Annotated in this window: 19 protein-coding genes, 1 tRNA gene and 3 pseudogenes; 5 read left to right on the top strand and 18 right to left on the bottom strand. The window is 35.4% G+C overall.

The window, feature by feature from the left end; translation table 11 throughout:
* Positions 1–637: 637 nt before the first annotated feature.
* Positions 638–1,138, top strand: a complete 501-nt coding sequence (locus tag S3O_RS0106730; protein ID WP_010598315.1) for a hypothetical protein — start codon at positions 638–640, stop codon at positions 1,136–1,138.
* A gap of 75 nt (positions 1,139–1,213) precedes the next feature.
* Here the strand turns inward: S3O_RS0106730 and ispH are convergent, their stop codons facing one another.
* Genes ispH through folK form a run of 4 tightly spaced genes read right to left on the bottom strand, consistent with a single transcriptional unit; the run spans position 1,214 to position 3,411 of the window.
* Positions 1,214–2,188, bottom strand: coding sequence for a 4-hydroxy-3-methylbut-2-enyl diphosphate reductase (ispH, locus tag S3O_RS0106735; protein WP_010598316.1), 975 nt, complete (start codon positions 2,186–2,188; stop codon positions 1,214–1,216).
* Between the two features lie 43 nt (positions 2,189–2,231).
* Positions 2,232–2,624 carry a dihydropteroate synthase gene (locus S3O_RS16565; protein WP_083827693.1) on the bottom strand — a complete coding sequence of 131 codons (393 nt, stop codon included), beginning with the start codon at positions 2,622–2,624 and terminating at the stop codon, positions 2,232–2,234.
* Between the two features lie 39 nt (positions 2,625–2,663).
* Positions 2,664–2,801 carry a hypothetical protein gene (locus tag S3O_RS17780; protein WP_192805907.1) on the bottom strand — a complete coding sequence of 46 codons (138 nt, stop codon included), beginning with the start codon at positions 2,799–2,801 and terminating at the stop codon, positions 2,664–2,666.
* Positions 2,785–3,411, bottom strand: a complete 627-nt coding sequence (gene folK, locus S3O_RS17785; RefSeq protein ID WP_010598318.1) for a 2-amino-4-hydroxy-6-hydroxymethyldihydropteridine diphosphokinase — start codon at positions 3,409–3,411, stop codon at positions 2,785–2,787. Before folK ends, S3O_RS17780 begins: the two co-directional genes overlap by 17 nt.
* A gap of 186 nt (positions 3,412–3,597) precedes the next feature.
* Here folK and rpoD point away from each other — a divergent pair.
* Together rpoD and S3O_RS11940 are read left to right on the top strand one after the other, a co-directional pair.
* A pseudogene (gene rpoD / locus S3O_RS14175) lies at positions 3,598–5,427 on the top strand (RNA polymerase sigma factor RpoD); the annotation flags it as partial.
* A 202-nt stretch (positions 5,428–5,629) separates the two neighbouring features.
* Complete coding sequence (locus tag S3O_RS11940) at positions 5,630–6,652, top strand: bifunctional UDP-4-keto-pentose/UDP-xylose synthase (RefSeq protein ID WP_010598321.1); 1,023 nt, start codon at positions 5,630–5,632, stop codon at positions 6,650–6,652.
* Here S3O_RS11940 and lpxK read toward each other — a convergent pair.
* From lpxK to S3O_RS20480, 5 genes and pseudogenes are all read right to left on the bottom strand, one after another.
* Entirely contained in the window at positions 6,637–7,503 is an 867-nt protein-coding gene (gene lpxK / locus S3O_RS0106760) for a tetraacyldisaccharide 4'-kinase (RefSeq protein ID WP_235776210.1), read from the bottom strand. The genes S3O_RS11940 and lpxK overlap by 16 nt on opposite strands.
* Before the next feature lie 247 nt (positions 7,504–7,750).
* The gene (gene pdxY, locus S3O_RS11945) at positions 7,751–8,587 is read right to left on the bottom strand and encodes a pyridoxal kinase (RefSeq protein WP_010598323.1); all 837 of its coding nucleotides are present in this window, start codon (positions 8,585–8,587) and stop codon (positions 7,751–7,753) included.
* A gap of 256 nt (positions 8,588–8,843) precedes the next feature.
* Entirely contained in the window at positions 8,844–9,206 is a 363-nt protein-coding gene (locus tag S3O_RS11950) for an MliC family protein (protein WP_156792804.1), read from the bottom strand.
* Between the two features lie 352 nt (positions 9,207–9,558).
* Positions 9,559–9,900: pseudogene (locus tag S3O_RS20475) on the bottom strand (nicotinamide mononucleotide transporter family protein).
* Positions 9,867–10,007: a nicotinamide mononucleotide transporter gene (locus S3O_RS20480; RefSeq protein ID WP_408005675.1), complete on the bottom strand. Its 141-nt coding sequence runs from the start codon at positions 10,005–10,007 to the stop codon at positions 9,867–9,869. The pseudogene S3O_RS20475 and the gene S3O_RS20480 overlap by 34 nt, the downstream one beginning before the upstream one ends.
* Before the next feature lie 461 nt (positions 10,008–10,468).
* Here S3O_RS20480 and S3O_RS0106780 point away from each other — a divergent pair, with 461 nt between their 5' ends.
* Positions 10,469–11,887: a hypothetical protein gene (locus S3O_RS0106780; protein ID WP_010598326.1), complete on the top strand. Its 1,419-nt coding sequence runs from the start codon at positions 10,469–10,471 to the stop codon at positions 11,885–11,887.
* Positions 11,888–14,009: 2,122 nt separating this feature from the next.
* Here S3O_RS0106780 and S3O_RS0106785 read toward each other — a convergent pair.
* The 9 genes from S3O_RS0106785 to S3O_RS14180 form a co-directional block, all read right to left on the bottom strand.
* Positions 14,010–14,086 (bottom strand) — tRNA-Ile (locus S3O_RS0106785).
* A 404-nt stretch (positions 14,087–14,490) separates the two neighbouring features.
* On the bottom strand, positions 14,491–15,495 hold the full coding sequence (locus S3O_RS0106790; protein ID WP_010598327.1) for a beta propeller repeat protein: 1,005 nt from the start codon (positions 15,493–15,495) through the stop codon (positions 14,491–14,493).
* Between the two features lie 242 nt (positions 15,496–15,737).
* Complete coding sequence (locus S3O_RS0106795; protein ID WP_010598328.1) at positions 15,738–16,337, bottom strand: hypothetical protein; 600 nt, start codon at positions 16,335–16,337, stop codon at positions 15,738–15,740.
* A gap of 50 nt (positions 16,338–16,387) precedes the next feature.
* Positions 16,388–16,576: a hypothetical protein gene (locus tag S3O_RS0106800; protein WP_156792805.1), complete on the bottom strand. Its 189-nt coding sequence runs from the start codon at positions 16,574–16,576 to the stop codon at positions 16,388–16,390.
* Positions 16,577–17,152: 576 nt separating this feature from the next.
* Positions 17,153–17,950: an outer membrane protein gene (locus S3O_RS0106805; RefSeq protein WP_010598330.1), complete on the bottom strand. Its 798-nt coding sequence runs from the start codon at positions 17,948–17,950 to the stop codon at positions 17,153–17,155.
* A gap of 315 nt (positions 17,951–18,265) precedes the next feature.
* Positions 18,266–19,672 (bottom strand): DNA repair protein RadA, encoded by a 1,407-nt coding sequence (radA, locus tag S3O_RS0106810; RefSeq protein ID WP_010598331.1) that lies wholly within the window; start codon positions 19,670–19,672, stop codon positions 18,266–18,268.
* Between the two features lie 131 nt (positions 19,673–19,803).
* The gene (locus S3O_RS0106815) at positions 19,804–21,315 is read right to left on the bottom strand and encodes a hypothetical protein (protein WP_010598332.1); all 1,512 of its coding nucleotides are present in this window, start codon (positions 21,313–21,315) and stop codon (positions 19,804–19,806) included.
* Positions 21,316–21,553: 238 nt separating this feature from the next.
* Positions 21,554–21,802: a pseudouridine synthase gene (locus S3O_RS19700; RefSeq protein ID WP_010598333.1), complete on the bottom strand. Its 249-nt coding sequence runs from the start codon at positions 21,800–21,802 to the stop codon at positions 21,554–21,556.
* 34 nt (positions 21,803–21,836) lie between these two features.
* Positions 21,837–22,397 carry a pseudouridine synthase gene (locus S3O_RS14180; protein ID WP_010598334.1) on the bottom strand — a complete coding sequence of 187 codons (561 nt, stop codon included), beginning with the start codon at positions 22,395–22,397 and terminating at the stop codon, positions 21,837–21,839.
* Between the two features lie 233 nt (positions 22,398–22,630).
* Between S3O_RS14180 and gltA the strand changes: the two are divergent.
* Positions 22,631–23,827 (top strand): annotated as a pseudogene (gene gltA, locus S3O_RS14185) (citrate synthase).
* Positions 23,828–23,968 lie beyond the last annotated feature (141 nt).

Raw genomic sequence — 23,968 nt, forward strand, 5'->3', positions numbered from 1 at the left:
CTTTCAGATTGTAGAAAATATAATAGGTAGTCAATCGGCATAAAATAACTTAAAAAATATAACGTTCATAAAAATAACACCTTAATTTTTTAATAAAAATTAAAAAATTAAAATAATTTTGTACCGTTTATTTTTTATTTTAATTTCTGTTTTTTATTATAAATAAAAAATATTATTACTACCGATCTTTTTATTATTCTTACCAAGAATCGTTTACGTTTATAGCATTCTTTATGCTATTTTATTTAGTAATCAATTCAGAAATATATCGTTTTAATTCCAAATAATTACCTAGAATTTAAAGTTTTTTATTTAAATTTTTGTTGTTCTTTAATCCTATAGTCGATATACTCCTATTTACCATATTATTAAATCGTTTAGGTTAAAATCAAGTTTATTTTCTAAATTGAGCGATGAGTAAACAAGGAGGTAACTATTCCAGGCGATGTAAATGCTTATTTTTTAATTAGCCAATATACGTAGTATTTATCTGTGGCTATTTCGAATTATTCTAGTTTTTATTTTGCACTTAAAAATCACCTTAATCTTTTTAAAAAAGAGATAGATGATCCTTAAAGTAAGTATGTGATCAATAAAGATGAAGTACGCATGCTTGAAGAACAAATTGAAATACTTGATGAAAGTTTCTTACTTTTTTGAAAGCAGTCATTTTTTTCTTGTAGATCAAATTAACTTATCTTTAGATAAAGCAAAGTCTTCTTTGAACACAGAGACTAAAGACAGAAGCCAATCATCTCAAATTCTCTTAGAAAGCACGACAAAATTTATAGAGAATTTGAATCGATTTAAAGATTGGGTAGATGAATCCATTTTATTAAGAAAACCGACTTTCTTTGAAAAGTTACACTTAGCATTAATCAACTTTTCTGCTATACAAAGAAGTATTTTTAATGGAGAACTATTGAGAGCAAGAATTAACCATTATAAGTTTATAGTCGATAATCTGACTGATAAAGAGACGATTTTAGAGAAAAGTGTAGGTCAGTTAAAATCGAGTGTATGCACAGAATTTTTTAAACCAAGCAATAAAAGTAGCAGCCAGATTGGTTCAGCGAATGATGAGAATTTTTCTGAGTCCCCACGACGGACCCGTCAGCCGCGATCTTTTATCATATGATTAACGGTGATGAGTATCTTGGTGGTGTATTCTTTTACTTAAGTCTCAGCGAAAAATCATTTTTTTACTATAAAATTAAACCGTATCTATAGTAGTTGCTTGAGGATGCCTGTTATCTTTGAGTTCACGCGGTAGAGAAAAAGTAATGTCTTCGGAAGTACCCGATAACTCAAAGAGTTCACATGGAGTATCCGTTAAGGACTGTAAATAGTTTACAAGTGCTTGGACAAGCACTTCTGGTGCGGAAGCGCCTGCAGTAATCCCAATCACTGTATTCGGGGTGAGCCATTGAGGCTGAATATCTTGAAAAGAGTCAATTAAATACGCTTTTTTACCGAGACGATCCACTACTTCCTTTAATCGATTTGAATTTGAACTATTTTGAGAGCCCAATACCAAAACCAGATCACATTGCATAGCCAGTTCTTTGACGGCTTGTTGTCGATTTTGGGTGGCATAGCAGATGTCTTCTTTCTTTGGTGCCACAATCGAGGGGAAACGTTGTTGAAGAGCGTTAATGATAGCCTGTGTATCATTAACGGATAACGTTGTTTGGGTCACATAACCTAATTGTTGTGGATGTTTAACAGTTAAATGGTCAACATCTTCTCTTGTTTCAATCAAATAAATACCACCCTTTGGGTTATCATAGTGCCCCAGGGTGCCCTCTACTTCAGGATGACAACGATGTCCTATCAAGATACATTCTTGTCCAAGACGGCTGTAGCGAGCGACTTCCATGTGGACCTTGGTGACCAGTGGGCACGTGGCATCAAACACCCGGAGTTGACGTTGTTGTGCCAATGCACGAACGGTTTGGGAGACTCCGTGTGCACTAAAAATCAGCGTAGCGCCGCAAGGTACTTCTTGGAGATCTTCGATAAAAATAACACCTTTTTGACGAAGATTTTCTACTACGGTTTTGTTGTGAACGACTTCATGACGAACATAAAGGGGTGTACCAAACCAAGCCAAAGCCCGTTCAACAATTTGGATGGCACGATCGACTCCAGCACAGAAGCCGCGGGGATTGGCTAAAATAATCCGCATAAAAATAACCTCTTTTCAATAGAGATGCGTGTATTGCCGCGCACTAAAATTGCAGGCAAAGTGTTCGTTGTTGTGTGGCCAATGCCACCGCTTGGGCATTGAGTGCAACATTGTGGACACGTAGATAATCGACGTGTTGGCGGGCCAGATGATAAGACAACAGAGCGGTTGCAAAATCTTTATCAACGTTGGGTGATATCAACGCTGGGTGTAAGTAAGATTTTCTAGAATGTCCTATCAAAAGAGGACAGTTTAATGTACGGAAAGCCGTTATATCGTCTAATAATTGGTAGGCTTGGTGAGCTGTTTTTCCAAAGCCAATCCCTATGTCAAAAATGAATCGTTGTGGATCAATATTTAAAGCGATTAACTCAGCAAAGCGTTGTTTAGTCCAACTAAGTAAAGTTTCCCAGAGATTACATGTGTCAGGGAGTATGCACTGTTTGTTTGCGGGGACACCGCACGCATTTTTGGGTCAGAAAAACTCATTAATCCAATCGACTGAGTAAGCGAGTGCTTGTTCGGCGACTTGATAATGGCGGGTATCCACGCTTAATACCCAAGGGAAAGGGGCTGTTTTCTTAAGTGTGTTTAGTTCACTGAGTATGGGCAACGCCAGTAAGCGTTCTGCTTGACGTAATGCATCGGGAACCGTTGTATAGTAGCCCCCATCGGAGAACGAATCTGGAGTGACATTCAAAATACCGACAAACAGGATGAGGTAAACGTCGTGTTGCCAAAGGCGCTGTGCCTTCAAAGCGCGAACCCCAATGCATCACTATTTCTTGGAGGTTACGATGAGGAAATGACCAGGTAGGCCATAAATCGAGTAACGGCCATAAAGCAAAAGGTCGATTTTGTAATTCTGGATGAGGGATTTGTAGGGTAGGCTCATTGATGATTTCATCATGCCACGCTAAGATATCGATATCAATTAAGCGTGGGGCCCAACGGGTCGATTCACTTCTCCCTATTTGGTGTTCGATTTTTTTGACAATCGTGAGTAGTGCCATCGGAGAGAGACTTGATTCACAGGCCAAAGCAATATTAAGATACGGCCTGTTCCAATCAGTCGGCGCATTGGTTGGTAGTAATGCCGAAGAAGTATACAGTGGCGAAACCCGAATCGAATCAATTGCTCCTGTTTTTTTTAATAGCTGTACGGCAAGGCGTAAATTCTTTAAACTGTCGCCCAAATTGCTACCGAGTCCGAGTATAATCATATCTTTTTAGGGATAATTGCTTGCCTTTTTTCAAGGAAAGGTTTATAGGTTTATCTTTAAAGGTATAATAGAGTAGGCATAATAAAAGCATTATTTTCCCTAAGAGGTCAAGCACAATTATGGATTTCGAAGAACAACAAGCCCGGTTACGGGATCTCGTCGCTCACGGTTTCCGAATCTGAGCAAGATCAACTCCAACTCGATGAAATCGTTTTGAAAATCAACGAGTTAGGTATCCCTGTGTATGAAGTGCCACCGGATATGGAAACGTTGCTTTCAAGCAATAGTTCGAGCAATGCTTCTGATGAAGATGCTGGTTCGGAAAGTGGCGCGACATTGGGTACGATTAATAGCGAACTTGGGCGAACCACTGACCCGGTGCGCATGTATATGCGAGAAATGGGGACGGTTGAACTGTTAACCCGTGAGGGTGAAATCAAGCTAGCTAAGCGTATCGAAGAGGGCGTACAGGCGATTCTAACGGCACTTGCGCAGTTTCCCGGCGCAGTTGCGGACGTATTGAAAAAATATGCGAGTTACAAAAAACAGAAATTACGCTTGAATGAAATTATTAGTGGTTTCTTTGATATTAACGAATTACCTTTAGCTGCAAATACTACGTTGAGTGATGAAGCACTCAAAAAGGTTGATGAGGAAGATACTCTAGGCGAAGAAGTTAATCGCGAAAATCAAGAAGATTCGGTCGCTCTGAAAGAGGATCAAGATGTCGATGAGGAGGGGGATGATCTTAAAGCAAAAGATGGTTCGGGTGACGAAGATGCCTTTAGTGAGGAACTCGATGGGGGACCTGACCCGGAGTTGGCACAAGCGCGTTTTAGCGAACTTGAAGTGCTTTATCAAGACTATCTCGCATTGCAGGAGAAATATGGCCGTCAACATAAAAAGACATTAAAGCAATCGGCCTTGGTTTCGGAAGCGTTTACCCAGTTTAAATTAATTCCTCGGCAGCTTGATAAGTTAATCCGTAAGATGCGTGTTCTTTTAGAGGAAATTCGTACTCAAGAACGAGCAATTATGCGTTTTTGCGTGAATAATGCCAAAATGCCGCGACAAGCTTTTATCGAATCTTTTCCGAAGAATGAAACCAGTGAAAAATGGCTGAAAAAACATTTAACAACCAAAAGTAATTATGTTGAAGCATTAAAAGCGGTTCAGCCGGCGATTGTTGCCGCGCAAAACCGACTGCGTGAAATAGAAGCTGCGCAGGGGATGTCGATTGCAGAAATTAAAGAAATTAACCGCCAAATGTCGGCGGGTGAAGCGAAAGCGCGACGCGCGAAAAAAGAAATGGTTGAAGCGAATCTACGTCTTGTGATTTCAATTGCTAAAAAATATACAAATCGTGGCTTACAGTTTCTGGATTTGATTCAAGAAGGCAACATCGGCTTAATGAAAGCCGTCGACAAATTTGAATATCGTCGTGGATATAAGTTTTCAACTTATGCCACCTGGTGGATTCGTCAGGCGATTACTCGTTCGATTGCCGATCAGGCACGTACAATTCGTATTCCCGTACATATGATTGAGACGATTAATAAACTGAATCGAATTGCCCGGCAAATGTTGCAAGCCAGTGGAAAAGAGCCTTCCCCAGAGGAATTAAGCAAAAAAATGGGCTTGCCGGAAGATAAAATTCGTAAAATTCTTAAAATTGCGAAAGAGCCGATTTCCATGGAAACACCGATTGGTGATGAGGATGGTGATTCACATTTAGGTGATTTTATTGAAGACACGACGGTTCTTTCTCCGATTGATGCGGCAACGATCGAAGGTTAAAATGTTAACGAAATTTTAGCTACGTTGACACCGCGTGAGGCAAAAGTTTTGCGTATGCGCTTTGGGATTGATATGAATACCGATCACACTTTGGAAGAAGTCGGTAAGCAATTTGATGTGACGCGTGAGCGGATTCGTCAAATTGAAGCGAAGGCGTTACGTAAATTGCGTCATCCGACACGTGCAGAACCTTTGCGTAGTTTCTTACCACAAGAATAGCGGAGAATGGTCGCGTAATCACTCGAAAAAACGATCACTTGTTTTTGAGTTTCGAATGGTTATGCTTAAAAATCTGTTTTATAGAGGTTTTACAAGATTACGTTTCTTTTTCTGAAAGAAGCGTTTGTTTTGTTTTGTAACCACCTTCATCTCGATACAATCAATCAACAAATCCCTAAAATGGGTAGACAAGGGTAGAACGATGAGTTTACGAATATTTATTTTGGGTATTAATGGTTTTATCGGGAGCCACTTACTCACGCAAATTTTAGCGAGGCAACCCGATTGGCAGATCGTCGGTTTTGATTTACACGATCATCGAATTAAAGATAAATTGGATGATCCACGTTTGGAATTCAAGCAAGGAGATATCAATCAATCGTCGCATTGGATAGCACAGCAAGTTCAAAACTGTGATGTCATTTTACCTTTAATTGCCATTGCAACACCTGCTACGTATGTGAATAATCCGCTCGCTATTTTTGAGTTAGACTTTGAGGCGAACCTGCGTATCATTCGTCTTTGCGTGGAACACCACAAGCGAGTTGTCTTTCCCTCTACCTCTGAGGTGTATGGGATGTGTACCGACCCGGTCTTTGATGAGGAAACCAGTCCATTGATCCTGGGACCTATTAATAAACCACGTTGGATTTATTCTTGTAGTAAGCAGATGTTGGACCGTGTGATTCATGCTTATGGTTTGCAAAGTCGGCTCAATTATACACTTTTTCGACCCTTTAATTGGATCGGTGCGCAGCTCGATGATCCACATAACCCTAAACCAGGTAGCTCACGCGTGATTAGCCAATTTATGGGGAATATTTTACGTGGTGAGTCGATTCAACTGGTTGAGGGTGGTCAGCAGCGGCGTAGTTTTATTGATATTGAAGACGGTACTTCTGCTTTACTTAAGATTCTTGAAAATAAAGAAGGTTGTGCGGAGCAACGTATTTTCAATATCGGGAATCCACAGAATGATTGCTCCATCGAACAGCTTGCTCGTTATCTTCTTGAAGAAATTAAACGTTATCCAAATTATGCGGCGATTGCTCAGAATACCCAATTCGAAACTATTGCGGGTGAACAGTATTATGGGGCAGGGTACCAAGATGTCGCTTATCGCGTGCCCTCTATCAAAAATGCACAACGTTACTTGGGTTGGACGCCTAAAATAGACATTCAAACCAGTTTACAGAAAATCGTTGCCTATCATTTAGCTGGATAGAGTTTCGTTAGTAATGCTGAAAAAAAACGATCATCTACTTTTGTCTTGGTTTTCAGGCACCAGAGCCGGGGATCGACCCATCCTTGGCATTTAACGGCGTCTTTTTCAGTCATAATAATGATGACTTCTTCACCGAATGCGAGTTCTTTTTGTTTAAAAAAGTGATGATCTGGGAATGCATGAGCTTGAAAAGATAAACCGAGCGCACGCAGTGTTTTAAAAAATTGTTCTGGATGACCAATTCCGGCTACAGCATGCAGTGATTTGCGATAAAAATAGGGCGCTTTTTGCTTATTTTGGGGGGCAGTTAATTGATAAAAATAATCAGGGATAAGTTGCATGGTAAATTCATCATCCTGTGTATGCCCCTTTGTTACTTTTAAATCAATACTTTTTAAGCGTGAAACGGGTTCACGTAATGGACCGGCGGGCAAACAAAATCCATTGCCAAAACGACGGTCACCATCAATGACTGCAATTTCCAGATTTCGACCCAGTGCAAAGTGTTGTAATCCATCGTCGCTGATAATGACATCACAATTTTTTTTAGCCAACAGCTTTTTGACCGCACGAACACGCTGTGGGTCAACAAAGACAGGACAATCGACAGCGCGATTAATTAGTAACGCTTCATCACCCACCTCGCAAGGCCGGCTATATTCGTCGACTTGCAAAGGGTAATGTTTCGCTTTTCCACCATAACCACGCGTGACGATACCTGGCTTTAAGCCTTGTGTTTTTAAAAAGCGAGCTATTTCAATAACAAGCGGCGTTTTCCCTGAGCCACCTACGGTTAGATTACCAACAATGATGACAGGGACGGGGAAATAATGAATTTTTTTGATTTTCAAGCGATATAATTGTTTTCGTAAAAAAACAAAAGACGATATAACCAAGAAAATGGCCATAAAAGATAAGCGAGTATCTTTTTTTCCCAGAATATTAACATGATTTTTTAGAACAAAGAAAACGCTTTTTATTTTTGAGCAGTTTATAATAGCGTAAAGACGGAATAAGCAAATTAATCAACAGAATACCGAAGGTAATTGAGTAAGCGATCCATAAATAAAAAATGATACTCAGGCATAGAAAACTTCCCTACGATAAAATCGGTGTTAGTTTAATCAAGTTCGGGGCCGAATCACAATAGGGGTAACCGATGATTTTTAATTCACGTTGTTTGGTTTGCAAAGAAATATCAAGTATTTGATATGTTGTATTCGTTGCTTGTTTAAAGGCACTCACGGGATCGCGACTGAGTAAAAAATGTCCTAAGAGTAATGCTGAAAATAGATCACCAGAACCATTGAATTCAGTTTCTGACTGGAGATTAGGGAGTGAGCCCAGATAATGAGGTGGTTTTGTCAAAGATAAGAATGAAAAACTTTGATCAGGATGTGTTGCATTTATTTCAGGTAATTGTAAGCGTGTTATCGCAATGATTGAAACACCTTGGGCATGAAAAAAAGCACAAGCCGCTTGCAAATCAGTCAGCGAGTGAATTTTTTTCCCCCATAATATCTCTGCTTCAAAGTGATTGGGAGTAATCATGTCTGCGATGGACAAAATAGTTTCTCGAAAAAAGAGGGGAATATCTTCTTTAACAAAACAGTTTTTTCCGCCGGGGTGACCCATGACGGGATCACATAAATAGACTAAGTTTGGGTTGAGTTGCTTAAAGCGTTGTACTGTTTCAACAATCACTTGACCGATTGATTTATCGCCAAGGTAACCCGATAAAATACCTGCACATTGTTGTCCTACACCCAGAGTAGTTAAACCACTGACCACCGCTTTAATGTGTTCAGCATGGTTTGAAAATTGTACGGTATGAATCGGCCAGACATCAAAACCTAATGATTGGAGTGGAAACGTAGCCGCTTTATTTCCGACATAACCATAACTCACATGCGATTGGATAGACAAAATATTCATTGCATTATTGTAAGCGACAATGTCGCTCGCCTCAATCAGTTCAATTAAGAAAGATTATTCTGTTGAAAGTGAATGGAGAAAAATATCTATAAATTTTGGTTGTGAGATTTTATAAAAATTCTTTAGTAACAGAATAGGTCTTTATTATTTAAATTTTTTCAAGTAAATATGGAGTAATTTTAAGCATATTAAACGTTATCACGATCAATTTAATATTAAAAAGTGATCACCCTAAAAGAAAGAAGAAGTAAGAAATTTACTTTTCATAGCAATGTATTATTTCTTTTGTTAGCACGTTTTCTAATAATCCTTGCCGACTTTTCTCATGCCAGAGATATTGTTTAGCACGGTAGGCTGAACCACTTGCAGAGACTGTTTCTGAAAAAATAAGTGTTTTATTTTTTTCGATAGAGATAATAGCTAAAATATTATCTTCTTTATGAAGATAGTTTACTGTAAGTTGTTTACCGTTATTACATTGATAGTAAACCAATTTTTTTTCTATTTTTTCTTTGCCAGGAAGAGTCAGTTTATCATCCTTTGTTAACAAGGATTGGAATATACTGATCATAATTATTATTATAGTGAGTAATAATATAAAGAAGGATTTTTTTTTCATAAGCAAGCTCTTAATTTGAAAATAGCCTAATTTACCTGAAAGAATAGATTTATGCGAATTTTTTATCACTTAATCAATTAAAAAATTCTATTTATAAAAAGCATATATTCTGGAAATTCGTTTACTTATGTAAGCGATGAAACAATTTCATTTTTTCAGGGCAGTTACCCATAAAATACTTTTTAACCTAGTTTTTATTTATTTTAGCTAAGTAATTATTGTTTAAAATAGAGTATTTTTTATCATCAGCTAATCAATAATTATAAATGAACCTGTTTACAATAATGAAAATTTAGTTTATTTTCTAAATAAGACTGAAATTTGATTGTAATTTGTCGATTAATCGTTGAGATTACCAGTTTTTATAACCTTTTATACACAGCAAAAGAAATATAAAATAAAGTAAAGAAGTTAAATATAGAGATTTATATAAGTATAAAATGATAGAGCATAAATCAACAAGTATTCATAAAAGCCAATTTTGTAAATATTTTATGCTTATCATCCATTGAGCAAGTAAGCTGACGGAGGTTATCCAGGTGTCAGCATAAACAGTTGTTGAGTCAGTATAGTTTTTTAAAATATAACTAATCGTTATAAATATAAGTGAAAAAGCAATAGAAAGTATCTGATAATTAGAGCAATCTGCTAACTGAATCTTTAAAGGATTTCTTTTTTTCCACCATATAGCCACTGATAAATTCCATAAAATTGGAAAATTATAAATATAATTTGCAAGCAAGCATCCGCATATAATTTAGCATCAAAAAAGATAATCATATATAAGCCGACTGTTATAATCCCAAAAAGCTAGTTCCATAGGCTACTTTTTGTTATTAAGGCAAATATTTCTAAAGAGCGAAGGATCATCTTGAGTTTCGTTAAGTGATAAATAGCGTATTTTGAATAGTTATTATACTGAAAAATAATCTTTAAATACTATCTCATTGAAGAGTTTATTTTCGTATCGTGATGACGCCGGCAGAAAATTCAGCATCAGCCTCTGTTTAGGTAGGTTTGATTTATAATTATTTCTCATTTTTATTCAATTATCATCTAGATAGTTTTATTTCTTATAACGAGAATTATAGATAATAAAAAAAGACATTATTATCTATTTAGCCTGTATTGATAAAAATAGATTACTCTTTTTTCAATCATTTCGATTGAAGAATATAAAATATTAAATATATATAAATATTTAATATTTCCTTAATTTTAAGTAAATATAGTATTAAAAATTACCCCATCAATTATAAAAAATGTTTAAAAATATAGATAACTTTGTGAGAGTTGATCAAAGTGAATCAGATGATAGAACATCTAAAGGGCAAGCGATTCATACAACTTATTTAGTTAAAAAAATAAAAAATCAAAGCAGATGGATCTGTAAAAATTTAGATAAAAATCATCTTGAAGCAAAGCAAGAAACTATTGCTCAGGAGTTTTTTCGTTTAGTTTATCCTTTTTCACCTAAAACTCGCTGGACAGAGAAAAATGGTAACTATTATATTCTTTCAAAAGAAATTCCTAATTTTAATCCTCACTTTTTTAATGTTAATGAACCTGAAAGCTACTTTATTATTAATGGATTGCTTTCTGTTCAAGTTATCTCATTAGTTTTAGGTGAAGTTGATTTTAAATCAGGCAATGTCGGTGTAAATGAAAATAATCAAGCTATAAAAATTGATGGAGGATGGTGCTTCCCCACTGAGAAAGAATCTCATGAATCATTTATTTCAGAACAATCTATTGATTTTAATCAAGAAGATATTCAAGCACTCCCTGCAATTGTTAATTATAAACCTTTTAATTGGTTAAGTTTAGTTCGATATGATCTGCAATCAAAATCTTCTTATCGTTATGAAGATTCAAAATTATTTTTATTATCTAAGCAATATTCTTGTTTCTTTGAAGGGGAACGCAACAAGACGATATTATTGATTTGTTTATTACCTGACGAACTGATTGACTATTTTACTAAAAGTTACTTTTTAGAATCTAGTGAAGCAGAGAATTTAGCTCGCTTTATCATTAAACGTAGAAATAAATTACGTAATATTGTAGAAAATATTCCAAGCTTTATTTCGTATAAGAACAGTGAAAAAGCTCAGAATGATATTATAGGTTATATAGATTATTTAAAGTCTTTTAAGACGATTGGAAAATATTTCCTAGTTAAAGAGATCAAAAAGTATTGGAAGATTGATATTGAGAAAAATATTTTATTAGAAAATTTAAAAGAATCTTTTTTTGTTAGTAATTATTATAGGTTATTTAATAATGATCTTATAATAATAGAACTGATAGTTACAGGCGATCATTTAAATAAAATATTAGATATTTCACATATATTAGAAATATCTATTAATAACTATCTAAATGATCCTAGAGAAAAAAAGAGAATCGAATTATATGAATCGCTTCTAAATGTTAAATCCTTATTCATTCAATTAGGATTTGAAGAGAATGATTTGTTTATTGCTAATATAGTAAATCTGATTAATGGCCTAGAATATATTTTATATAAAAAGCAGGACCAATATAGACAAAAATTAAATAGTATCTCAAATGGAATAAGCTTTAGTCTCTTTAATGAGAAAAAGAGAAGTATGTCACCAGTTGCTCAAGCCGAAGATGAATTAAATAAATTTGGAGCTAAAAGATCGCGCATATTTTAAATGTTTTTCTAATTAATCAGTTTTCTCAGAAAATAAGAATAAAGATAAAAAAAGAGGAAAACTTCGATTATATGAAGATAAGCTTTTGCAATATTTGAAATAGATTAGAGAGGAAAATTGTAAGATCGCATCGAAGAAGGGGATAGAATTCTGAACAAAGAAAAGGAGTTTTTGGTTTTTCAGATAGGTTTTTTTCATTATATAAATCAACTAATATTCTCAATTAGAAAAATTAATTAAAGACCTAAGCGCTTATATTAATAAAAGATAGAAGAGTTAGGTATCTTTATTTAGACTGTCTCTTGAATAAGCCATCTGAAATATATTAAAAATTAAAAATAATAGCTATTCTAGAGAAGTTATTTAAAAATCGGTATTGATAGTGTTTTTGTAAATTTAAAACATTATAGTCTATTTTTTATATGGATTTTTTAAAAAAATATCAGAAAAAAATATAAAAGTAAGGCGTTGAAAAATTATTTTTTTAAATGAAAGATAATATACAATATAAGATAATATTTTATTATTAGCATAAACTCTATATTTGTGTAAAATATTTTAATAAAACTATTATTATTCTTATTAAAAAGTAAAAATAGGGTATTCGTAATACTTTTTATTATATTAATTATATAGTAGCATTATGTAACTTTGATGCAAAAACTATATTTTAAATAATTAATCGTATTAGAAATAACTTTATAAAATGATAAAGAAAGTAACTCGTAACATGAAAAAGACAAATTTGATGTCATTTAGGACGGTAAATGTAAAACTACCAGAAAATCTGTATGAAGATATAAAGGAAATTTCTAATTTAACCGGGATATCAATGAATGCAATTTACAATGTGAGTTTGTCCTAAGTTTTGTGTTCGTGTGTGTGAGTCGGTATGTTTTGACTAAAAATTTATTGTTAAACATAAGTCGGAACACTGCAGACTCGTTTTGTTGTAGATTTTGAGCATCGTAACTCTAAGAATTCACTTTTATAAATCAATTTATTATAAGTAATCGTAAGCAATCACGCCTATACTAGATGGGCTATCTTAGATTTAGTGTACTGTAAGTATTCTTTAGCTCGATAAAAATTTAAAAAGAGAACGTAAATAGACAGGTGATTGAAAACATAAAAGGAATTAGGTTACCCACAATCGTTGGGATTTTTTGAGGAGTCCCACTCATGTGGATAACTAAATGCTTTTTTTAGGAAACAATTTTGAGAAAGGTTGTTCACTTAGAAAATAGTTATTAAATAACTTGTCGATTAAATGAGCCGCTAATTTTTTATAAATTATCAGGATAATTGATTGTTTATTTAGTCTAAATTAAGTAAAATACAGTAATCAAAAGTACGTCGCTAAATGAACTCAAGGATGAGTAAGTGGTCATTATTTTTCCTATGTCCTGCTTATTTAAGAAGAAATATCCTTTTCTAAGGATCATTGATAAAAGAACAAATTTTTTAATTTTTTTATGAAATATAAATTAATATTTAATCTAATGATTTGATATAAAATTACAATATTCACTCGTTATTTTGTCTATTAAAAACCTATAAATAGGTTATTCAATAATAATATAGAAAGACAGCACCTGAGCCTTAAAAAATAAAATTTGAATAATTATAATTAAAAAATAGATAATTTTTTGATTTTAATTATCAAGGTATCTTATCGCTATATCTTCTCCTTTATTTCGTTTGTCTGTACAAAATAAACTTTATTCTACAGCACTTAAAATTAAGTTACTGTTAGAAAATAAGAAAAAGAAACAGTTTCTGTTGCATTGGCGATCAATAACGAAGGTTATTGACTAAATGATCGGCTCATTTTAGAAAAGCGGTAATTGTTTACTTAATACAGGCCGTCGTGATGATGCAATTTACTGCTTAAAGTGGGAATGGGTAGTACAATATAAGGAAGACTACTTATGATTCAAAGGCTGAATAAAATTAATTACATTCAAGATTGAATGGCATGCGCCTGGAACAAAGAATATGGATAACGTTACTTAGAATGAATCCAATTCAAGAACATCACGCAAAAATCCCGTAAGGCAGCTCGGGAAAAGAAGAGACAAATTTAAAATTGATATAAGTGTTTGCTTCTAAGGTAATTTTTTGGTGGGCCCACTAGGACTTGAACCTAGGACCAAAGGATTATGAGTCCTCTGCTCTAACCAACTGAGCTATGGGCCCCTACAGCGGGGTAAATTGTACTCAATCTCCCCCCTCTTGGCAATTTTACTTTATAAGAAAAAGAGAGTCAAAGTTGAGTGATGCGATTTAGGCACTCTCGACTTAATAAACATTAAAAAATCAATCGATGCGCTTATTTACAGTCAGTACTCCAATCTTCTCTACAGAAAAGCTAAGCGATAGAAGATTATAAGCAAATTATCGTGTTATTTCTTAGTTTTTTGTTTGTGTATTTAATTCTCATAATCTTTAACGCTAAAAGTGGGTTTAGACATCATTTTATTACATAAGTAGCAAAAAAAAGAGAGTAGAAAGCTTTTTTCAGTACTCTCGATGGATCGTAATCAATCTGTTAAATTGATTGACTATGACCCTAACCGAGAGAATTATTGCTTCTAGCTAATTTATCGATACTTCGCCAAATCAAGATAAAGCGTTTCTTCATCACTTTTATACTCAGGAATGTTCCCGATTGTGATGCTACAAAATCCAGGTTGAAACGCGTGTTTGATTTCATCAGAATTGATGTTAGTTTTATTATGCAACAAGGTACTGCTGCTTATGCCATCATTGTAAAAAATCCAAGGAACCTCAGCTACACCGACATATAGCTTAATTTCTTCAAACCAATGAAATTCATTGACTCCTGAAAATAAATTAGTTGCACTTGGAGATTTAATATAAATTTGATTGTACACCCAAGTCGAAGTGTAGGGCGCAGGTTTCGTATTATAATAACGGTACCATCGATGTAGATAACCTGGTGCAGTTCCGCTATTTGCCGTCACTGTAAAAAATTTCAAATAAGCAGAGCCTGTTCTATTTAGAGTTAGCCCATAGCTATGATTATAAAGAACTGATCGTGCGCCCCTTGGTAGAAATTGTTGTGGTTTGACAGCAACCGTCCAGGTAAGTCCATCTTCACTTTCAATAATATAATCTTCACGCGAAATAACAACGTATAGCAGTTTTTCATCCCAAGGTACGCTGGTTGCAATATCAAATAAATTACCAGAAATTGGACACGACTGTTTTTCCCAGTGAATTCCATCGAGGCTTAGCGCAATATAACCTTCTTCTCCAATGAGAACGTAATGTTTTTTTTTCACACACCAAAGGATGTGGTTTAGATTAGGTTTTTCCTCTATTTCATACGCATTCCAATCTTTTCCATCATGACTAATAGCAATCGCACCTTGTTTTCCTACAGCAATATAATGACCTAATACACTATTCCAACGTATTTTCATTAACGGTTTTTGTGTAGGATTATGCTGATATTCCCATAAAATTCCATTTTGACTTTGGCCAATATACATAGGATGACCTACAAGGAGATAATTTTTTAAAGTGGGGCTCCAAGTAATACTTGTCCAGTTTGAAAAACGTAAGTGAAGACCTTTATTCAACACTTCTGGTTTTTGATTCGGTGTCTCGATAATACCGAGCCCACCTTGTTTGGTAATAGCGAGGAGTGCGCTGCCTGATTTGGGTAAATAACCTATGATGAGGCGTAGTTTTGGGATAATCGGTTTGCCTTCGCAATACGTAAACTGCGCCTCAAAAGATAGGTTTTTAATGATATCGCTTTGCTCAATCTTGATATAGAAAGATTCTATATAATTTGTATTTGGCTCAAGGTTATTTAATTTTAATTTTTTTTTACCACCGCGGCTTGGCCTTCTGTTTTTTGTATAATTGTAATATTAGCACCTGTTGCTGGAAATTCAGTGCTCGTATTTGTAAAGATGAATTCGATTTTTTCTTCTTCACCGATTTTGAACTTTAAATTTTGAACATTGACTTTGCCGATCACCGTGACTGTAGCGTTTTTTTCGATGGTGATATTTTTTAATACTTGAGGACGAACCCCCTCACGGTCTAATTCATTTTCTAATGTAGCAGACTCTTTATATTTAAATAAAATATCATTTTTATGATTTTCATCAATAACCTTATAAATAGCATTGACTCGATATTGTTTATGTGGATCGAGTTTTACCCCTGTGGCTAATTTTTCCTGAAATTCTGCAAAGCTATACGTGATCGGTTGGGAGCTGCCATCAATAGCTTCTTCACTGATGATAATACTGTCTTCGAGTAATGATCCATGATTAAAATCTGTGATTATTGCATCCGCTAAGTGAGTATTTTTGATTAAGAACTCGATAGGATGCTCAGAGTTTTTAACGACTTTAATAGGTAGTCCCTGAGTAATTTCAGCGGTGAGTTGGACTTGAATCACAGTCATTTTGACCTCAATAGGTACTTTTTTCCCTTCATTATAGCTAAAAAGTGCTGTTAATACTTTTTCCCCCAGGGGGAAGTAGGTTTGAAAACACCAACGATTTTTGCTTCGCTTAACTTGTTTAAAATATCTGCATGAATATTTATACTTTTTTCTTCGTCAACTTGATATTCACTTTGCTTATTTTCAAAAGCATGTTGTTGAAAAAGAATTATATTTTCTTCGTTATTTTTATTATTCATGATATCAATCCTTGATTTTTTAATGATAAATAATTGGAGCATTATAGTTTAACTCATTTATTTTATTGTAATATTAACTCCAGTTACATGTTGTTGACTCTGGTTTTTGAACAAGAAAACAATATTTTTTTGTTCGCCAACCTTAACAATATTTGAATTATTTATTTCTAAATAACCATCAATTTTTATTTTTTTATGTCTGGCTTAGTTAAGAATTCCTCCCTAATGAATATAATTTCAGGTTCTCTAAAAGATTTTATTATAAATAGATTAATATAAACTGAATTTGTATCATTTTGCGGTGAAAATATAATATTAAATATCGTTTCTATTTGAATAGGAGAGCTCTTTTTAATAAAAATCTCAGTTTTATTATCATTAAAATTTAGATTTTCACCTTGGAAAGTAGCTGACTAATTTGTAGGTCCAAATATATTGATTGCCTTTTTTAAAGGAAGTTTGATAATTTTTTGAATTAGAGTCTGCCTCATAAAAAGAATAACGTAGCTTTCTGGATTGATGAACTTCTATAAATTTCATGATAATACTCTTTATTATTTTTTCTAATAGCTTATTTTAATTAAATAAATAACGGAGCGAAAAAAGTACACTGTGTGCTTGAAGATAATTTGTCAAATGACCTTTTAAATAATTATCCGGCCTTGTCTCGCCGGTTTGTCCTTTGCCAAAATCATCAAAGCGGTAACTCAACCCCATCCATAAGTTTTTATTGATAATATAGTTTATTCCGAAGCTGGCATGATAAGCAAAGCTAGATATTGTTTTTTGTGGAAATTGTGGATCAAGATGATGGGAGGGAAGATGAAGTAAAACAATTTCGTGATATTCATTATATTTTGTCCATGCTGTGCCGACGCCTAATTGAATAAAAGGCATCCAGCCATGCCAGTAATAAGTATTGATTTGAGTAACTAATCGAAGATTTTGTTCTCTTATTTTGTATTGATAACAGTGATTAATTTCTTTTAGATCACTATAGTCTGCAATGAGTCCCGTTAATGTACGTTGTGCTGTACTACTGTATTCCAATCCTATACTAGTATAAGGAAACCAAACACTGGGTCTTTTCCAAAGATAACCTCCAGATAAGGAGAAAAGAGTTGTCTTTTTGATATGATTCGCAAAATAAAAATCAGGGAAAAAACCTTTTTGATATAAGTAACTGTCTTCTATTTTTTGGCTGAATACATGACCTAGGCTGAAATCAAAATATCCAGTTGAATAAATTTTATATAAACGACTGTCAAGTAAAGGATTTCTTATATAAGTTGTATGACTGGCCAGTGCTACATCAGAAATCGAAACTAATAAAAGAATATTAGATAAAAAAAAGATATTAGCTTTATTTTGCATATAAACTTCCTTTGTTTAAGTTACTCAGCTTTTAACTTTTGATTGCTTCCCTAATTTGTTGTATGAATAATTTAAAAGAGTAGAAAATAAAGAGTAATTATTCAATTTTATCTATAAATTAACCTCTATTAAATATATAAAAAGTATATTATTATTTTTAATAATTAAAAAATAGCGTATTTAGATGGTCGACAACGTGTTCTATTTCATTAATTTTTTATTAAAATACATTCTAAAAATAATTGTAATCGATTAAAAAAATGGAAATTTAATTTATAAAAAGTAGTATCATGCTTTATTTTATTATTCTGTATTTTATGTGACAGTTATGTTTTTCTGAGAATTCAACATTTTAATCGTTTCTAATGCTTCAGAGAGATGAGAAACGGCAAATATATTCATTTGGGTAGGAATTTGTTTCCCTACATTGGCTTTGGCAATAATCGCATGGTTAAAACCATGTTTTGTGGCATCACGAAGACGTTCTTGACCATGAGGGACGGGGCGAATTTCTCCAGATAAGCCTACCTCGCCAAAGGCAAGGCAATCATAGCGAATAGGCTGATTCTGCAAGCTGGACAAAATAGCAAGGAGTGTCGGTAAATCGCCGCTGGTTTCTAATAAGCGAATGCCGCCGACAATATTAATAAAGATATCTTGATCGTAAGTAATAATTCCAGCATGACGTTGTAACACCGCCAATAACATCGCTAAACGATTATTTTCTAAACCTACCGCCACTCGTCGGGGAGTACCTAAGTGGCTGTTTGCGACTAAGGCTTGAACTTCGACTAATAAAGGGCGGCTTCCTTGCCAAATAGCAGTGATTAAACTTCCTGGGACATTGGTTTCAGAGCGCGACAACAACATTGCGGAAGGATTTGCTACTTCACGTAACCCTTTTTCCGTCATTACAAATACACCGAGTTCATTAACTGCCCCAAAACGATTTTTGACGGAACGAATTAAGCGATGGCGACTATCTGTATCACCTTCAAAATATAAAACGGTATCGACCATATGTTCTAAAACCCGTGGACCTGCGAGCGTACCATCTTTTGTTACATGGCCAACTAAAAAAATGGCAATTCCTGCTTGCTTGGCAAGCCGCGTAAGTTGCATGGCACTTTCTCGCACTTGTGCGACTGCACCGGGTGCAGACTGAAGCGTTTCAGTGCAAACCGTTTGAATGGAGTCGATCACTAAAACGTGTGGTTTTTCTTGTAAAGTATGGGCGAGAATATTTTCAACACATGTTTCGGCAAGTAAGCGCAGCTTATCTGGTTTTAGGCCAAGACGTTTGGCACGCAAAGCAATTTGTTGTAATGATTCTTCACCGGTAATATAAAGGACAGCGTGTTGTTCACTCAATTGACACAAGCTTTGTAATAAAAGAGTCGATTTCCCAATCCCGGGATCTCCGCCCATGAGAATGACAGAGCCTGGGACAATCCCACCACCTAAAACACGATCTAACTCGGTTACGGTTGAAGAAAAGCGAGTAATTTCATTAAATGAAATGGCTGAAAGCGACGTGACAGTAGAATGATTTGCGGCGGCGGCATAACCACTTAGTCTTGCTGAAGCACCTTGAACTTGGGGAGCATGCCTGGACTCTTCGATTAACGTATTCCACACTTGACAGCCACCACATTGCCCGGACCATTGCAAAAATTGGCCTCCACAAGATTGACAAACATAAACGCGCTTTGCTTTAGACATGTGATTGTACCTTGAGAATGAATTGTGATGATGGAGCGTTTTTCGTATTAGACAATAGATACTGTCACAATTCAAAACTAAAAGGCAACCCGATTAAATTGCCTCTTAGTGAACACGATAAACCGAGTTACTTATACTTTGGGGGTGTACACATCGGGTGAACTGGAAGTTTCTTGTGTATAGAGCGGATCATTTTGCGGATCATTTTGCACGTCACTTTTTGCCCGACCGAACGAAGATTTAAAGAAGTAAGTAGCCACCCCTGCTGCAAGTAAGCCGACAGACCCTATCACCGTTAAAGTAGCGGGTATGGCCGTGTGGGTGACTGAACTGTTCGGAGCTCCGTTCTCTGGGTTATTTAGGGCGGGTAGCGCGTGCCGCCCAGACAATTGGTTTATAGAATGATCTTCTTTTAATACAAAAGCCGGTAAAATTTGGTTTATAGAATGATCTTCTTTTAATGCAAAAGCCGATAAAATCGGATTTCGACTGATACGTTCGTGTTGGCTTGAATCGTCCCCAATAAGCCCTCTACGGCTATTTGCTGCAGCAATTTCTTGCAGTACTGGCGCTAAATTTTCTTCTGCGGGTTGTATTGTATCTTGACAGCCTACAAGAATGTCATAACTTGTTTTTGTAAAGAAAGGGGAACGACAATATTGTGCAAAAGTGGTTCTGAGATCTGCTGCACAGAGATATTGCTTATCTTTTGTTGGCAGTGATCGCACAAAGGATTGACATTGTTCGAAATAGGAATCATCTACCGCAATTTGCGGTCTTTTTGTGCTCAATGGAAAGGCATAGGGAGGAAAACAAGCTCTTTCAATTTGGATAAAAAGCGGTTTATTTTTCTCTAGAGGAAACTCGGCTCGTTGTAGATTTTCACAAGCTGTTCGTTCAATGATGCGTTCTCCTATAAATATTTTATCCACAGAAATGATGATTTTTTTCTGCTGTGTTTGTTTTTCTTCGGGTGTTTGTGTGGTCGTAGATGAAGAAACCGGATTATTTTTTTTTGAAAAATCGATGAGTTGCAAGATTTTTTCTTGTGGGATTTCTTTAACGAGTGCCGAATCAATGGCGTCACATAATTTTAATTTTTCGCTATAGGGAAGCGCTTGCATGACCTGTTGACACTGTTCAGTGGTTTCATTTAAATCTTGCTGAATCGTTTCCTCCGTGGCGGAGACATTATAGGTAGGATAACAAGCCACAATTTTTTGTCTTGTTGTCATAGACACAGTTACTTGACATCGTTGACCAATAAACTCGATAACAGAAACTATTTTATTTGGCGTGGAAGTTGTTTGAGTTAGATTACAGGCTTCTTTTTGTATAAGTGTAAAAGGTTGGGTTAATAGAGCACTGGCTACATCACAGCCCATTTGTTCGATGGCTGGATTAAACATGGTTTTCCCTAAAGTAAAAGGATTTTTTTCCTTCACTAGCACTAATGGATTGCTACACAGTTCTTCTTGCAAGCGAGTGGATAATTCGCTAACTGCATCACGGCAAGTCGTTTTTTCATCATTATTTTGGGATGCCATTATATTAAGTGGAATTTCATGATCATCGAAGAAGGCTTGAGTGCAGGTACGAATAATTGAAGCGGCTTCACTCGGAATAAGATTTATTTCTTTCATTGAGAACTCCCTGTTCTTGGTTTATTATGACAAGATTATTATATATAAATAATATAAAAAATAACTCGAAATAGCAATTATTATTTTTTTAAATAAATAGTGTAAATTAATTTTACTATTTAAAATAAATAATATTTTACTTGTTTTTATTAAGATGCGTACTGAAAATTATAAAATAAAAAACAAGTAAAAATTTAAATGTTTTAAGAGAGATGATCGAGCTGAGTGAGACAATCTACTAGCGATTTGGAAAATGTAAACGGCTGGCATGTAAAAATAATCGCGCGCAACCTAAGTGTTGTATGGCTTTATTCATCGTTTTGTCACCATACTTATCGTCTCCGATAATCGGATGTCCAGCATATTGAGCATGAACCCGTATTTGGTGTGTGCGGCCGGAAACCGGCAGCGCTTCAATGAGCGTGACTTTTGAGAAATATTGGATAGGTCGAAATTCAGTTAGGCTCGCTTTACCGCGTGGATTCACGAATACTAAACGTTCCCCAGATTTTAATTGATTTTTAAATCTTTTTTTTAAGTTTAGGCCAATGCCCGCAAACTAAGGTCGTATATATTTTTGTCATTTGGCCTTCGCGTAAAAGATGATGGAGCTCTTTTAAAATACTGCTTTTTTTTGCAATTAATAAACAGCCAGAGGTTTCTCGATCAAGACGATGTGCTAATTCTAAATATTTTTGTTGGGGGTACAAAGTACGTAAAGCTTCGATAACGCCTAATTGCACACCACTCCCACCGTGGACAGCGATACCGCTGGGCTTATCTAAGACTAAAAAATCTTTATTTTCAAACAGAATGGACGCTTTTAAATTTTCCGCGAAACGTTTATGCAAAACTGGTTTTTCAGGAGGCGCCGCAAGGCGCAGGGGTGGAATACGAATAATGTCATTTTCCTGGAGGCGATAATCGACCTTGACCCGTTTTTTATTAACGCGTAGTTCGCCTTTGCGAATGATTCGATAAAGACGACTTTTTGGTAAGCCTTTTAACCGCGAGACTAAATAATTGTCTAGACGTTGTCCCGCTTGCTCAGCGAAGACAGTTAAGTATTGAATAGTTTGCACAATGCCGCTAATCTACCACAAAAATAAGCAGCCCATCTAGAAAATTTCGATGGATTGTTTAGAAAAACAACCCAACCTGCTAGCTCTACTGTATAATCCAGCCTTTAAAAAATAATTCTTTGGCTTGGGTTAGTGTAGCTAACGCGTATCCATTTATAACTTAGAGGCTATTATGACCCAGTACTACAACGCCGACACTTGAAAACGAGTGTCCCACTGCCGCGGTTTTGTCTATGCCAAATGCGGCTTCTGTTTCCTTACCGATTCATAAGGCTACTTTGGGCCCGGACGTAGTGGATGTCACTCAGCTCACAAAACAGGGTATTTATTCGTTTGACCCGGGATTTTTATCAACGGCAGCTTGCGTTTCTAAAATTACCTTTATTGACGGGGAAAAGGGCCAATTGCTTTACCGTGGTTATTTTACTGTTGCAAGGTGAATTGCCCACGCAGAGTGAAAAAGAGGGATTTAGTAAACAGATTAATAGCCACACCTTGGTTCATGAGCAATTACGCCACTTTTTTAATGGATTTCGGCGTGATGCGCATCCGATGGCGATTATGGTCGGGGTTGTGGGAGCTTTATCCGCTTTTTATCATGAATCACTCGATATCAATCATGCCGAACACCGTCATTTGGCGGCAATGCGTTTAATTGCCAAAATGCCAACGTTAGCGGCGATGTGTTATCGCTATTCAATCGGCTTGCCTTTTATGTACCCACGCAATGAACTCAGTTATGCTGAGAATTTCTTACATATGCTATTTGGCGTGCCGACTGAAGAAAAGAGCCCGAATAAAGTGCTTGCGCGCGCATTAGATAAAATTTTTATTTTGCATGCCGATCACGAACAAAATGCATCGACTTCAACCGTTCGTTTGGCCGGATCGACGGGTGCGAATCCGTATGCATGTATTTCTGCGGGGATTGCTGCGTTGTGGGGGCCGGCGCATGGCGGTGCCAATGAAGCGTGTTTGAATATGTTGCATCAAATTGGTGATGTTTCTCAAATTAAATCATATATTGAAAAAGCGAAAAATCCTCAAGATCCATTTCGTTTAATGGGCTTTGGTCAGATCCCAGAGCGAAAGTAATGAAAGAAACTTGTCACGCTGTGTTAGAAGAAACCGGTCAAAAAGATGCTCCGATTTTTAAAATTGCGTTGGCGCTTGAAAAAATTGCATTAGAAGACCCTTATTTTATTGAGAAAAAATTGTATCCGAACGTTGATTTTTATTCCGGAATTACATTAAGTGCGATCGGGATTCCAACCAACATGTTTACTGTTATTTTTGCATTAGCGCGTACGGTAGGTTGGGTTTCACATTGGGAAGAAATGATTGCTGATCCAAAACGCCGGATTTCACGACCTCGTCAATTATATATCGGCAAAACAAAGCGAAATTATCTAGATTTAGAGCAAAGATAATTTTTTATTCTTTTATTTACGTGATTTTAGCAGAGAAAAGTTGAAGAACTTTATTTAATTAATATATAATGAACAAAGAAGTAAAAATATTTTTTATTTTCACTTTAAAACAAATAAGGACGTCACCATTATTATAGGTGG

Origin of the sequence: Rickettsiella massiliensis 20B, from assembly GCF_000257395.1 — a bacterium.
In the GTDB taxonomy this organism is placed as follows: domain Bacteria; phylum Pseudomonadota; class Gammaproteobacteria; order Diplorickettsiales; family Diplorickettsiaceae; genus Diplorickettsia; species Diplorickettsia massiliensis.

Excerpts from the sequence above, each read along its gene's own strand:
- S3O_RS0106730 (WP_010598315.1), top strand. The coding sequence starts at position 638 with ATGAAAGTTTCTTACTTTTTTGAAAGCAGTCATTTTTTTCTTGTAGAT.
- ispH (WP_010598316.1), bottom strand. The coding sequence starts at position 2,188 with ATGCGGATTATTTTAGCCAATCCCCGCGGCTTCTGTGCTGGAGTCGAT.
- folK (WP_010598318.1), bottom strand. The coding sequence starts at position 3,411 with ATGATTATACTCGGACTCGGTAGCAATTTGGGCGACAGTTTAAAGAAT.
- S3O_RS11940 (WP_010598321.1), top strand. The coding sequence starts at position 5,630 with ATGAGTTTACGAATATTTATTTTGGGTATTAATGGTTTTATCGGGAGC.
- pdxY (WP_010598323.1), bottom strand. The coding sequence starts at position 8,587 with ATGAATATTTTGTCTATCCAATCGCATGTGAGTTATGGTTATGTCGGA.
- S3O_RS11950 (WP_156792804.1), bottom strand. The coding sequence starts at position 9,206 with ATGAAAAAAAAATCCTTCTTTATATTATTACTCACTATAATAATAATT.
- S3O_RS0106780 (WP_010598326.1), top strand. The coding sequence starts at position 10,469 with ATGTTTAAAAATATAGATAACTTTGTGAGAGTTGATCAAAGTGAATCA.
- S3O_RS0106795 (WP_010598328.1), bottom strand. The coding sequence starts at position 16,337 with ATGACTGTGATTCAAGTCCAACTCACCGCTGAAATTACTCAGGGACTA.
- S3O_RS0106800 (WP_156792805.1), bottom strand. The coding sequence starts at position 16,576 with ATGAATAATAAAAATAACGAAGAAAATATAATTCTTTTTCAACAACAT.
- S3O_RS0106805 (WP_010598330.1), bottom strand. The coding sequence starts at position 17,950 with ATGCAAAATAAAGCTAATATCTTTTTTTTATCTAATATTCTTTTATTA.
- radA (WP_010598331.1), bottom strand. The coding sequence starts at position 19,672 with ATGTCTAAAGCAAAGCGCGTTTATGTTTGTCAATCTTGTGGAGGCCAA.
- S3O_RS0106815 (WP_010598332.1), bottom strand. The coding sequence starts at position 21,315 with ATGAAAGAAATAAATCTTATTCCGAGTGAAGCCGCTTCAATTATTCGT.